This window comes from Spiroplasma culicicola AES-1 (genome assembly GCF_000565175.1).
Taxonomy (GTDB): domain Bacteria; phylum Bacillota_I; class Bacilli_A; order Mycoplasmatales; family Mycoplasmataceae; genus Spiroplasma_A; species Spiroplasma_A culicicola.
Map to the genome: position 1 here is coordinate 294,542 of NZ_CP006681.1, position 12,397 is coordinate 306,938.

Consider the following 12,397-nt stretch of genomic DNA (forward strand, 5'->3'; position numbering starts at 1 on the left):
AATAATTTTTGCTATTATTATATAGATTGATTAGAAATTTTTCTAATCAAATAGAAGGAGAACTTATAATGGCTGAAGCACAAATTCATGCAAGTAAAGAAGAAAAAAAACTTGCAAAAAAAGCTAACAGTTCATCAGGGCCAGGTGCTTGAAGTAAATTCTTGACAATGTTACAAGAATTAGGAAAAGCACTTCAATTCCCAATCGCAGTATTGCCATTTGCAGCTATCTTAAACAGATTTGGTGCATTAGGATTACAATATGCTGAAGAAGGAAGCATTGGATATTGAATATCTTTGGTTATTCAAAGACCTGGTGATGTGCCATTTGCTAACTTACCATTGTTATTTGCAATTGGTACAGCATTTGGATTAGCAAAAGATCATCGTGGAGAAGTTGCATTAGTAGGATTAATATTCTACATGGCTCTAGCTGCTTTAACTGCAGAGGGTACTTTACCACAAGCAATTTATGGTGACATATTAGGAACAGAACAAACACACTACATTTGATTAAACAAAGAAGGTGTTGAAGAGATACTAGAACTAGCATCACCTAAAGTATGATCACAATTATTTTATGTTCCACTTATGGGACAAGTTGATGGAAAAGAAGTTGTAATTGGAGCAACATATGTTTTAAATATCGGGGTACTTGGAGGTATTGTATCTGGATGTTTATCAGCATTTTTCTACAACCGTTTAAAAGAAATTAAATTACCAACAGCATTATCATTCTTCGGGGGAAGAAGATTTGTACCAATGGTTGCATTAGCAGTAGCTATTCCAACAGCAATCTTGTTTGCAATTGTATGACCTTGAATTCAATTTGGATTAATTAAATTTGGAAATGCAGTAGCAGATCCAACTAATCCAGCAATTGCAATTCCAGGAACTGCAACATATGCAATCTTAAACAGATTGTTATTACCATTTGGATTACACCAAATCTTAAACACATTCTTCTGATTCCAATTACCAATCATGGGGGATGTAATTAGTCCAATTACTGGAGAAGTTATAGAAACTGGAAAAATTGTAAACGGAGATATTAACGCATTTACGCAAGGTATCTCAAACTCAGGATTATTCCAAGGAGGATTCTTCCCAATTATGATGGGTGGATTACCAATGGCAGCTGTAGCAATGATTATGACTGCTCACAAAGAAAATAGAAAAGAAATTGCTGGATTCTTAGGAGGAGTTGCTGGAGTTTCATTCCTATCAGGAATTACAGAACCTCTAGAATTCTCATTCGTATTTATTGCACCAGTTCTTTTAGGAGTACATGCTCTATTAACTGGAATATTTATGGCAATTTCAACTGCAATGCAAATTCAAATCGGATTTGGATTTAGTGCAGGATTTATTGATTATGCAATTTCATTTGCACAATCATGAGGATTAGCAGCGCATCATGATAATCTTGCTTTAAGCAATCCATTATGAACATTAGTCTTATCTGTAGCAGCAGGAGCAACATACTACTTTGTATTCTACTTTACAATTAAAGGTATGAATCTTGCAACTCCAGGAAGAGAAGCAACTGATGGAGCTGTTATTTCATCAAATAACTCAGCACCAAAAGCCGCAAAAGCAGCTAAAGGTTCAAAATCAGAAAAATATGATAACATGGCATCAACAATTATTGAAGCTGTTGGAAAAGACAACTTTGTAAGTGTTGATAACTGTGCTACAAGACTACGTTTAGTTGTTAAAGACAATGCAATTGTAGATGACAAAAAAGTCAAAGCATCTGGAGCATTTGGTACAAAACGTTTAGGAACTGAAGGACTTCAAATTGTAATTGGACCTGATGTTGAACACGTTGCAAATGCAGTTAAAAAACAATTAAATATGTAGTAAACTAAAATAAAATGGTAAATAACCATTTTATTTTTTATTTAAGGAGAAAAAAATATGGCTTTTAATTTTGATCAAGATACAAATTGAATTTTTACATTCTGTAAAAAATGCTGAGACTTTAAAAAATTTACTTTTAAAAAACCAATTAATTTTGAAAGTGAAGATAGTTCACAGGGTATTTGTACTAGTTGTAAAAAAAGACAAAATATTAGTCTAGTTGAAGCAAGGGGGTATTATGATCATTTAAATGATCATAATGTATAGACTATGGGATGATTTGGAAAAAATCTGGAATGATGAATCATTTTGATTATTATAGTAATTTGCGTTGTAATTTATTTTGTTATTCCTTGAGAAAAAATTTACAAAAGAAAAAAAGCAAAAGAAGATATTACAAATAAACCTGGAAGTCAGCTTGAAAATAAAGAAAATCACAATTCAACTTCATCAGTACCAATGATGGGAATTTACAATTGATTTGGTAAATCACAAGCAATTAGAAACCGTTCATTAATATATGTGCAACCACAATTAGATAGTTGCGAATTATGTCGTCCATTTGAAAATGAAGTACTTTCACTAGAAGAATATGATACAAAATATATTACAATGAATGAAGCAATTTCAAAGGGATACCACCATATTGGTTGTAAACATATTGATTTAGACTATTTTCCAGGTGATACAAAAATACCAACAAAACAATTTAGTGAGCAAGAACAAATTGAAATGCACAATAAAGTATTGGGAATGTATAAATTGGAGAATGATATACGTAATTTAAATTATCGTTTAGATAATGCAAATGATAGTGAAAATCTTGAACATGAAATTGAAGTTTTAACTCAACAATTAGAAAAATATTGCCAAGAAAATAATCTTAAATTTACTTCAAAAAGATTAAAAGCTTCTATTTTAGATATTGATAAGTTTTGTTAATTTTTTTGAAAAAAACTGACATTTATAGAAAAAATAAATATATAATAATTATGGTTTAGAAGAAGAAGCGCACAAGCTCACCGCCACGTAGAGAAAGCGGTAAATGAAACTTATTTATTATCGATTTTAGATAAAGTTAAATAATTTTGAGTGTGCTCCTAATCTTTTAAGGCACACTTTTATTTTGGAGGAAGAATGGCAGACAATAGAAATGCAAAAACAGAATTTGTTAATCGTGAAATTAGAGCAAAACAAATTCTAATCATTAAAGAAGATGGTTCAAAAGAAGGACCACTAAATAAATTCGAAGCTTTAAAAATGGCAGAAGAGTTAGGTTTAGATTTACTACAAGTTGGAATGCAAGACAATACAACAGCAATTGCAAAAATATTGGATTTTGGTAAATTTAAATATGAACAAAAAAGAAAACAACGTGAAAACAAAAAACATCAAGTTAAAGTTGAAAACAAAGAAATCAGATTAACTGTTGGTATTGGTGATCACGATATGGATACAAAAGCTAGAAAAGCAAGAGAATTTTTAGAAGCCGGAGATAGAGTAAAAATTTCTTTAAAATTTAAAGGAAGAGAAATTGCTTACCAACAATTTGGTTTAGAAACTTTAAATAAATTTTATACAAAGATAGAAGATATTGCTAAAGTTGAAAAAGAAGCAAAATTAAATACTCGTTTCTTAGATATGTATGTAGTGCCTAAAAAAGGTTAATTATTTAAAGGGAGGAAAAGTTATGCCAAAAATGAAAACAAAAAGCTCTTTAGCAAAAAGAGTTAAAAAAACAGGATCTGGTAAACTAAAAAGAGGTCACGCTTATAGATCTCACTTAGCACAAAACAAAACCACAAAACAAAAAAGACATCTTAAAAAATCTTCATTTGTATCAGCTGGAGACATGAAACGTCTAAAAGGATTATTACAAAACTAAAAGGTAGGTAGGAAATTATGGCAAGAGTTAAATTTGGAAAAGTAACAAGAGCAAGAAGAAAACGTTGAATCAAAAGAGCAAAAGGATACTACGGAACAAAGAAAGCAAATTACAAAAAAGCTCATGAACAAGTTGTACGTTCAATGCATTATGCATTTGTTGGACGTAAATTAAGAAAACGTGACTTTAGAAAATTATGAATTGTACGTATTAATGCTGCTGTTAGACCTTTAGGATTAAGCTATTCAAAATTTATGAATGGTGTAAAATTAGCTGGTATCGATATCAACAGAAAAATGCTATCAGAATTAGCAATTCATGAACCAAAACAATTTGAATTAATTGTTGAGGCTTCAAAAAAAGCTTTAAGCGCTAAAAAATAAGATGTTTAAATAATAAGACAAAGATAATTCTTTGTCTTTTTTATAATTTAAAGCTCTAAAAAATATCAATTTTTGTTTACAATAATATGTATGAGAGGAAGAACAAATGGCAAAACTAAGGAACGGGATTGTTGAGTTTGAAAAAAATGATGTAGAAGCAGGTTGAAATAATGCACCAAGTTTGGTTAATAAACCAGAAAATGAATATCGCATGTGTTATATTTGTAAATTTCACATGATTAAAGATGAATTTGATAATGAATTAATGGGTCAATTTGGATGGGTTGTTGACATTATTAATTTAAAAACAATGGATTTTATTGCAAATAATTTTATAGCAGTACATCCTCAATGTATTGATTTTCGACCAAAAGCAGATTGCACAAAAATTATTAAAAAAGTTAAATCAATGCAATGAAAATTTGATGAGGATGCATTTAAATAAGTTTAATCAATTTTAAAAATTAAAGTATAATTAAAATATTGAAAGGACTGATCAGAAAAAATGATAAATGTAGGTCAATCTAATCGAAAAATAACAAAAATAGTTGCGGGTAGTTTAATGCTATTAACAATTTTTTTAATTTTTATTAGATTATTTTTTAGTGGGCTTGGTACTTATGGTAGATGGAATCAATGAGATTATGCTCGTGATCCAAATACTGGAAGTGTCATTGAAGATGGGGGATATCAATCTGCAGGGTTTGATATGCTCTATGTAATACTGTTATTTTTTAGTTATTTTGGAGTTGTCATCACAACAATAACAGCTCTATGATTTTTTGTTTTGGCATTTTTTGATAAAACAAATGTTCATACAAATAAATTCACAAAATATACAAGTGGATTAGCAATTACAGTATGAAATTTAACAAGTATGGTAGTATTTTTATTTATATTACTACCAACAAGTGTAAAAGATGGTTCATTTGATGGAACAAATATGGATCCTTCATGATGAATTTCAAATTTGATTCTATATGTGGTAATTCCATTATTTACATTTGTGTTCTTTGCTTTCTATTATGAGGGTAGAACAAACATGAAATTGGTTGATGTTTTTAAAATAAAACAAATTATGAGCATCTTATTATTGCCAATTATTTATTTTGCATTAATTAGTGCAAAATCATACTTACTATATTCAACATATGTAAGCGAATATGCAGATAAATATGCAAATATTATTAGTTTATGAGTATATCCATTCTTAAACTTTAATCAAACAACAATGGGATTAAATTCTGGAATTATATTTGCAATAGTTATAATCATAGCATTAGTTTCACTTATGGGTTTAAGTACAGGATTACTTGCTTTAACTTTAAAAGTTGATGGTAAAAAATTTAACAATGAAGCATATAAAGTTGAAGAAACTGAATTTAATAATTCAAAAAGTTTAATGACTTTAAAAGATTTTAAAACTACAAAACATTACTTCAAATTAGTAGTTGCTCTTGCTTCTGCTGCAATGTTAGTTTTAGCTCTATATTCTTCATATGCATCTGCAAATGGAGATGAAGGTAATAGATACAATAAATTTGTATTGTTCAATGAAGGAGATGAAAATCCAATAAGAATTGGAGGAGATTTAATTACTTCATGAAACTTTGCATTAGGAATGTTTACATTCCAATCAAACTTATTAGTATCTGCATGATTTATTGTAGCTTTTATTAAAGGAGGCAATGAACATAAAGGTAAATTTACAAATTATCAATGAAGTTTAGCAATTTCAGGATACATTACTGTAACTTTTATTATTTTTAATTGTTTAATGTTGCCAACAATTCATACAGCTGGAACAGTTGATGGAAATCAAGCAACTTTATCTTGATGAATTGTAAATATCTTATTGCATACAGTATTTCCTTTATGCATGATTTTCTACTTTGTATTTTGATATAAAAAAGAAAATTTTGGAACAACAAAAGAATTATTTTCAAAAAGAAGAGTTATTGCAATTATTTCTTATCCAATATTCTATGCTTTATTTATTCTTGTTAGAGGAGAAATTTTATTTGCATCTTGAGGACAAAATTATTGATACTCAAAAGGAGCATGATTGTGACCTTATCCATTCTTAAACGTAAGAAATAGTGGATGACTTGGTTTACCAGGATGAGGGGCATTAATCTTTGCAGTGGGATTAATTAGTTCAATTTTAATTGGAACAAGTAGTTTATATAATTGATCTGTAAATAAATTAGAATTAAAAGCAAATAATAAAGTTGAAAAACAACCAAAAAAAGTAATAAAAAAAGATACTAAAAAAGCAGCAAATAAATAATAAAAAGATATTCATTCTTTTTACATATAGTAAAAATGGGCTTCTCCTAGAACCCATTTTTTGCATTTAATTGTATTTTATAGTCATATTGATATAATTAGTTTAAATCTTAAAGGGGGAAATTAATATGCCAAAAGATTTAAACAATTTAGTAGAAATTAGAGAAATTAATGGGGGAGACTTTTCACCAATCGTTTCTGCATTAGATTCAGGTAAAACATTACTTTGAGCAGTTAAAAGAGGGGATTTAGTTAACCAAGCTTTAGCTGAAGGAAGAGTTGAATTATTGAATGCAAACTGTGAATTAAAAGAAGAAGCAGCAAATTGTGGAACTTGTGGATGTGGTGAACCCGCTGATGCATTAGTTTACCTATGAAGAGACTAAAATAATAAAAATCCTTTTAAAAGGATTTTTTTATTTTCTTTTATAGTTTAGTCCAGTTAAGTTTTGAACTTTGGTTAATTTTTTATGAGCAATTTTTCTTGCTTTATTTGCTCCAAGTTCTAATCATTCATCAACTTGTTGAGAATTAAATAATTCATTATATCTTGTTTGAATTTTTGAAAGCAATTCTACTACAACATCTGCAACTTCATCTTTTAAAATACCATAATCTTTACCTTCAAAATGAGTTTCAACTTCCTCCATTGTTTTGCTTGTTAAAGAAGAGTAAATAGTTAATAAATTACTTACTCCAGGTTTGTTTTCTGGATCATATTTAATTAAATTCTCTGAATCGGTTATTGCTGATTTAATTTTTTTTCTAACTACATCTAAATCATCTAGTAAAGCAATGTAACTTTTTGGGTTACTTGCAGATTTCGACATTTTTTTACTTGGATCTTGTAAATCCATGATTTTTGAACCTAATTTAGGAGTGTATTCTTGAGGAATACTAAACATTTCTCCAAATTTATTGTTCATTCTTTCAGCAATATTACGCGTTAATTCAATATGTTGTTTTTGATCTTTTCCTACAGGAACAAAAGCTGGATCATATAAAAGAATGTCTGCAGCCATTAGTGAAGGATAAATTAATAAACCTGTAGGAATAAATTCAGTTCCATTTTCTGATTTAATTTTAGTTGATTTATCTTTAAATTGAGTCATTCTTTGCAATTCACCAATTGTTGTATTGCAAGTTAAAATTCACCCCAATTGAGCATGTTCTAAAACGTCACTTTGTACAAAAACTGTCGATTTATTGGGATCTAGTCCACATGCAAAATATAAAGTCACTAAGCTTTTGATATTTTTTCTCAAAATGTCTTTTTCAATTGGAACAGTAATACCATGCAAATTGGCTACAAAGATATACATTTCAAATTCTTCTTGTAAAGCAACAAAGTTTTTTAATGCTCCGATATAATTCCCTAAAGTAATTTGCCCAGTTGTAGTTATTGCTGATAACATTCTTTTTTTATCCATAAAATATTCTCCTTTTTAAAAACATTTAAACAATGTAATTATACATTTTAATATATTTTTGTAAAATATATTAGTAAAATAATAAAAGTTAAAGGGAGAAAAAAATATGTTTAAATTTAGTTTAATAAAAAATGATTATCAATCTAGTAATGGGTTTAGCAGTGAATTGATTGAAAATCTAATTGCAAGGGGCAATATTCTTGATGAAAAAGATCCAGATTATGTTTTTGTAGTTGGGGGAGATGGAACTTTTTTAAAGGCTGTTCAAATTTATCAAAATATATTAGACAAAGTTAATTTTATCCCTTTTAAATCAGGGGGTATTGGTTTTTTTACTAATAAGAATCGTATTGATGAGCTTGAAACTATTTTAGAAATGATTGATACTCAAAGTTATTTTGAAAATAGTTATGAATTACTTGAAATTAAAAATGGTGATAATAAGTTTTACATTACAAATGAAGCCAAAATTTTAAATGAAAAATCTGCAGTTTATATTAAGGTTTACATTAATGATGAATATTTAGAAACTTTCCATGGAACAGGTCTTGTAGTTTCTACTTCATCGGGAAGTACAGGATATATGAAATCAGCGGGGGGATCAATAATTTTACCCAAAGATGCTGGTATCTATCAAATTCAGGAATTATTTCCAATAAGTACTAATAAATATCGCACTTTAAATGCTCCAATGATTTTAAATAGTAATTATAAATTAACTTTAATTTTAGAAGATACAAATGAATTATTAATTTGTGATACTCAAGAAAGAAAAATTGTTGATAAAACAATTGAAATTAGTTTAAGTAAAACAAAAATTAATGTTGTAAGTCATATTGCCCCAAGAGATGTATTTGAAATTGGAGTTTTACGTGACATTTTTATCAGAGATAAAGAGCAGGTTAACTAATGGAATTAATTGCTTTAATAGCAGTAGCTATTACCTTTACTGTTTGTATCTTATCAATCATTGTTTATTTAAAGATTTCAAAAAGAATGGTTATAAAATATTCAAAAAATAAATTATTAAATGATACTAGTGCATTTACATATAAAAATATTGTAAATGCGCTTGGAACAATTGAAAATATTGTCAAAGTTGAAGAAAACAAGATTTTTTTAGTATCAATTAGTTTAGTTGATAAAAAACAACTTAAAAAGTTAACAGTTAAATATCAGATTGAACAAGACTACATAATTTTATCTGTTAAAGGATTTGATATTAATAATTTTTATAAAAAATTAACTTTAAATATAGAAAAAAGCAACTAATGTTGCTTTTTTCTAACGATATTTACGTTTGTAAGCATAACTGCCACCAATTAGAGTACGAGCATTATAACCTTGCTCTCTTAAAAAGCGTGCAGCTTCTCCACTTCTATTTCCAGCATTGCAAACTGTGACAATTAAACGATTTTTATCATCTCCTAAATAATTTTTATAATTCATTTGTAAATCATTTAGTTCAATGTTATTTGCATTTGGAACTCTAAATAAAGTTTCAAATTCATTGCGTGTTCTTACATCGATCACAAGAGCTTCATTTTCAATTTCTTTAAATTCTTCAACAGAAATATCTATCATTTTTTATTCACCTCAAGGTAATTATAACTATCTAAATAGAAAAAACTTTAATAATTAAGTTGTTTATTTCTTTTTATGATTAAAAAGATAAATAAACCAATTCCAGAAATTGAAATAATTAAATTTAGATATTTAACTCAATTATCAAAGCCAATAGTATTTGCTAAAGAAAATAAAGGCAAATATTGGAAAATCATTAAAAGTAAATTATTATTTAACTCATCATTAAAAGCAGCAATACTTAAAAAAGTTATTCAAAATAAATAATAAAGAGCAAAAAATAAGAAATATTTAAATACTTTATATTTATTTTGTAAAAAAGTTCCTAGATAAGTTATTAATAAACTAACAAAAAGGATATTTAATTGAATATTAAATAACATAAAATAGAGCTCTCAAATATCTTCTTTTTTAAAATAAGCAATAAATATGGTTATAAAGAAACAATTTAATAATAATTTTATTATTGTAAATATGGCAATGAAAGTTAAATTGAATTTAACTAAATATTGGCGATTTGAACCACAATATAAGATAAAACGATAGTTTTTATCAGAGACATTATCAATTAATGTTTTATATGAAATTAATAAAATTTCTGTTAATCCAGTAAACATTAATGTGACAAACATAAAAGTATAAATTCCATCTCCAACTTTATCATCTACATTTAAAATAAAATTAATTAAAGGTCCAATTGCAACCATAATTCAAAGAATTGTTGTTACAAGAATAATATAAATATTAGTTCTTATAATATAACCAGCTATTGTTTTTATTTTTATAAAATTATTCATGATTTAGATCTCCTATGTCAAAACTTTGGTTATATTGATTAATAAACTTATCTTTATCATTAATTGTTATTACATCACTTATTTGTTTTTGATTTAAAATAATTGCTTTTGAACAAACTTCAACAATTTCTTCTAAAATATGTGAACAATATATGACTGTTTTTGTAATTAGTTCAGTATTAATATAGTTAATTAATTTGGTTTTACTAACTGGATCTAAACCTGAAGTTATTTCATCAAAAATATATAAATCTTGTTCAAAACACAAAGAAGTACAAATTTTTAATTTTTGTCGCATTCCTGTTGAAAGATCTCTAATTAAAGTTGATGAATAAATATCAAAATTAAATAGTTCACTTAATTCTGTTAATTTATTTTCACGACCTAGTGTTAATTTTAAAATATAGTCAACATAAGTGACAACTCGCATATTTTCAGGTAAATCATTTTCATTTGAAATGTAGCAAATATTTTTAAGGTTAAATTTATTGTCTTTTATATTTAGATTATTAATTTCAATTTTGCCTTTCTTAGTTGTCAATAAGTCCAAAATTAGTTTTATTAGTGTAGTTTTTCCTGATCCATTATATCCAATTAAAGCTATATGATCTTGTTTTTCAATTTTTAGATTAATATTTTTTAATACTTCTTTCTTTCCAAAATTTTTATTTAAATCTTTTATAGTTATCATTTCATTCAATCCTTTTTCAAAAAAATTATAATTATTAATTTAAAAAATAGTAATATTAATTTTTTAATTTTACAGTTAAGTATTGTTGTTTATAAAAACATTAATAAAATAGTCATTTCTATAGAATTGTAGTATCTATAAATTCTAGTATTGCACTTATTTGCCACCAAGACTTAAAGGTAAAATTAAAGATTTTTTCACTAATTTATTGTTTATTAATATTTGTTTCACTTAAAAGTGTTATACAATTGAGATAGGCCATACAATGATAAATATATCTTTGGATTTATCATTAACAATGCACAGCCAAATATAATAAATTCTAAAGCAATTAAATATTCTACTATTATATAAGTGAAAGGCTAATTTATTTTAAAATTTAAAAATTCAATTATTAAATCTTTATGCCAAATTGTAATTTGAATTCTAATTAGTTTTTATTAAAAGGGGGAAATAATATTTATGTTAAAAGAAAAGATATTATCATATTTAATGATACAAGCAAAAGCATTAAAAATAATAAAACCTATTAATAAATTGTATGAACTTAAAGATTTTTCAAATAATATATTCTATTTAATTGTTGGTGAAACTGGGGGCTATATAATTTTTGATCCAGAATCAGGTCACGTCTATGAAAAATCTCAATCATTTAAAATTCCTTATAGTTTTAGTAACGAGATTGAAAATTTTTATCTTGGACCATTATGATATATTGAAAAAAATAATAACAGCATTAGACTTTTAGGACCAGAAGAGTTTGTTTTAAACAAAGAAGAAATGGAACTTTTACAAGAAAGTTTTAATGAAGTATTATTTAAAGCTCGTAATAATAAGAATGTCAAATCACTTGAATATATAAATTCTGATAATCAAATTTTTAAAATGCCAAGAGCTAAAATTGTGCGCATAAAAAACTATGAGTATATCATGACAAATAAACACCCACGTAATCATGAGGGTAGTTGTGGTTTTGTAGCAGCTTCATTAATTTTATATTTTTGATACAAAACCAAAAACAAGCAATTAATATCCAAATCATATCTTACTCCAAATGATGAACTAAATGATACTAGAGAGTTAGTTTCTATTGAAAATAACCTTAAAGATAAACTTGTTCATATAAATGATGGTGATCCAGAATCATGAGCTGCAACCGTTGCAAGTTGTTTAAGAGTATATTGTTTAGAAAAGAATATAAAGTGTTGAGCTGATTGAAAATTTTTCAAGGAAGGTTTAACTAACTCGATCAAACGCAACCAACCTGCGATATTTTTTGGTCTATTAAAAAAACCTTCTAATGATTTAAGTTCAGTTGGTTCAAAATTGAATCATGCTGTAGCTGTTTATGGTTATGAATATGGTTTTTGATCAAATAATTTTATTGTTAATTTCGGATGACAAGATCCTGGTGAAGTAATTTTATCTGAGTATACATCAGGATCAACAGCATTTTTTAAGCTTTTATAAAATTGA

Annotated in this window: 16 protein-coding genes; 12 read left to right on the forward strand and 4 right to left on the reverse strand. The window is 26.7% G+C overall.

The genetic code is table 4. The annotated features are described in order from the left end of the window. The first annotated feature begins 68 nt into the window (after positions 1-68). From SCULI_RS01355 to SCULI_RS01395, 9 genes are all read left to right on the forward strand, one after another. Positions 69-1,862: a PTS transporter subunit EIIC gene (locus tag SCULI_RS01355; RefSeq protein ID WP_025362840.1), complete on the forward strand. Its 1,794-nt coding sequence runs from the start codon at positions 69-71 to the stop codon at positions 1,860-1,862. 57 nt (positions 1,863-1,919) lie between these two features. Then, positions 1,920-2,129 carry a hypothetical protein gene (locus SCULI_RS01360; protein ID WP_025362841.1) on the forward strand — a complete coding sequence of 70 codons (210 nt, stop codon included), beginning with the start codon at positions 1,920-1,922 and terminating at the stop codon, positions 2,127-2,129. 3 nt (positions 2,130-2,132) lie between these two features. Next, positions 2,133-2,804: a hypothetical protein gene (locus SCULI_RS01365; protein WP_025362842.1), complete on the forward strand. Its 672-nt coding sequence runs from the start codon at positions 2,133-2,135 to the stop codon at positions 2,802-2,804. A gap of 195 nt (positions 2,805-2,999) precedes the next feature. Continuing rightward, positions 3,000-3,530, forward strand: a complete 531-nt coding sequence (gene infC, locus SCULI_RS01370; RefSeq protein WP_025362843.1) for a translation initiation factor IF-3 — start codon at positions 3,000-3,002, stop codon at positions 3,528-3,530. A gap of 22 nt (positions 3,531-3,552) precedes the next feature. Then, a complete protein-coding gene (gene rpmI / locus SCULI_RS01375; RefSeq protein WP_025362844.1) occupies positions 3,553-3,747 on the forward strand; it encodes a 50S ribosomal protein L35 in 195 nt (64 codons plus the stop codon). A 17-nt stretch (positions 3,748-3,764) separates the two neighbouring features. Continuing rightward, the gene (rplT, locus tag SCULI_RS01380; RefSeq protein WP_025362845.1) at positions 3,765-4,130 is read left to right on the forward strand and encodes a 50S ribosomal protein L20; all 366 of its coding nucleotides are present in this window, start codon (positions 3,765-3,767) and stop codon (positions 4,128-4,130) included. A gap of 106 nt (positions 4,131-4,236) precedes the next feature. Then, positions 4,237-4,575 carry a hypothetical protein gene (locus tag SCULI_RS01385; protein WP_025362846.1) on the forward strand — a complete coding sequence of 113 codons (339 nt, stop codon included), beginning with the start codon at positions 4,237-4,239 and terminating at the stop codon, positions 4,573-4,575. A 60-nt stretch (positions 4,576-4,635) separates the two neighbouring features. Beyond that, complete coding sequence (locus SCULI_RS01390; protein WP_025362847.1) at positions 4,636-6,420, forward strand: Pr6Pr family membrane protein; 1,785 nt, start codon at positions 4,636-4,638, stop codon at positions 6,418-6,420. A 127-nt stretch (positions 6,421-6,547) separates the two neighbouring features. Continuing rightward, on the forward strand, positions 6,548-6,805 hold the full coding sequence (locus SCULI_RS01395) for a hypothetical protein (RefSeq protein WP_025362848.1): 258 nt from the start codon (positions 6,548-6,550) through the stop codon (positions 6,803-6,805). 30 nt (positions 6,806-6,835) lie between these two features. Here the strand turns inward: SCULI_RS01395 and trpS are convergent, their stop codons facing one another. Then, positions 6,836-7,849 (reverse strand): tryptophan--tRNA ligase, encoded by a 1,014-nt coding sequence (trpS, locus tag SCULI_RS01400; protein WP_025362849.1) that lies wholly within the window; start codon positions 7,847-7,849, stop codon positions 6,836-6,838. Positions 7,850-7,955: 106 nt separating this feature from the next. Here trpS and SCULI_RS01405 point away from each other — a divergent pair, with 106 nt between their 5' ends. Then, the gene (locus SCULI_RS01405) at positions 7,956-8,759 is read left to right on the forward strand and encodes a diacylglycerol kinase catalytic domain-containing protein (protein ID WP_025362850.1); all 804 of its coding nucleotides are present in this window, start codon (positions 7,956-7,958) and stop codon (positions 8,757-8,759) included. Further along, entirely contained in the window at positions 8,759-9,121 is a 363-nt protein-coding gene (locus tag SCULI_RS01410) for a hypothetical protein (protein ID WP_025362851.1), read from the forward strand. Before SCULI_RS01405 ends, SCULI_RS01410 begins: the two co-directional genes overlap by 1 nt. Before the next feature lie 12 nt (positions 9,122-9,133). Here the strand turns inward: SCULI_RS01410 and SCULI_RS01415 are convergent, their stop codons facing one another. The 3 genes from SCULI_RS01415 to SCULI_RS01425 are packed head-to-tail and all read right to left on the reverse strand — an operon-like array spanning position 9,134 to position 10,921. Next, positions 9,134-9,433: a rhodanese-like domain-containing protein gene (locus SCULI_RS01415; protein ID WP_025362852.1), complete on the reverse strand. Its 300-nt coding sequence runs from the start codon at positions 9,431-9,433 to the stop codon at positions 9,134-9,136. Between the two features lie 47 nt (positions 9,434-9,480). Beyond that, positions 9,481-10,230, reverse strand: a complete 750-nt coding sequence (locus SCULI_RS01420; protein WP_025362853.1) for a hypothetical protein — start codon at positions 10,228-10,230, stop codon at positions 9,481-9,483. Next, positions 10,223-10,921 (reverse strand): ATP-binding cassette domain-containing protein, encoded by a 699-nt coding sequence (locus SCULI_RS01425; RefSeq protein WP_025362854.1) that lies wholly within the window; start codon positions 10,919-10,921, stop codon positions 10,223-10,225. Before SCULI_RS01425 ends, SCULI_RS01420 begins: the two co-directional genes overlap by 8 nt. Positions 10,922-11,383: 462 nt before the next feature. On the opposite strand from SCULI_RS01425, the gene SCULI_RS01430 reads away from it, so the two are divergent. Continuing rightward, positions 11,384-12,391, forward strand: coding sequence for a hypothetical protein (locus SCULI_RS01430; RefSeq protein ID WP_025362855.1), 1,008 nt, complete (start codon positions 11,384-11,386; stop codon positions 12,389-12,391). Positions 12,392-12,397: the final 6 nt, after the last annotated feature.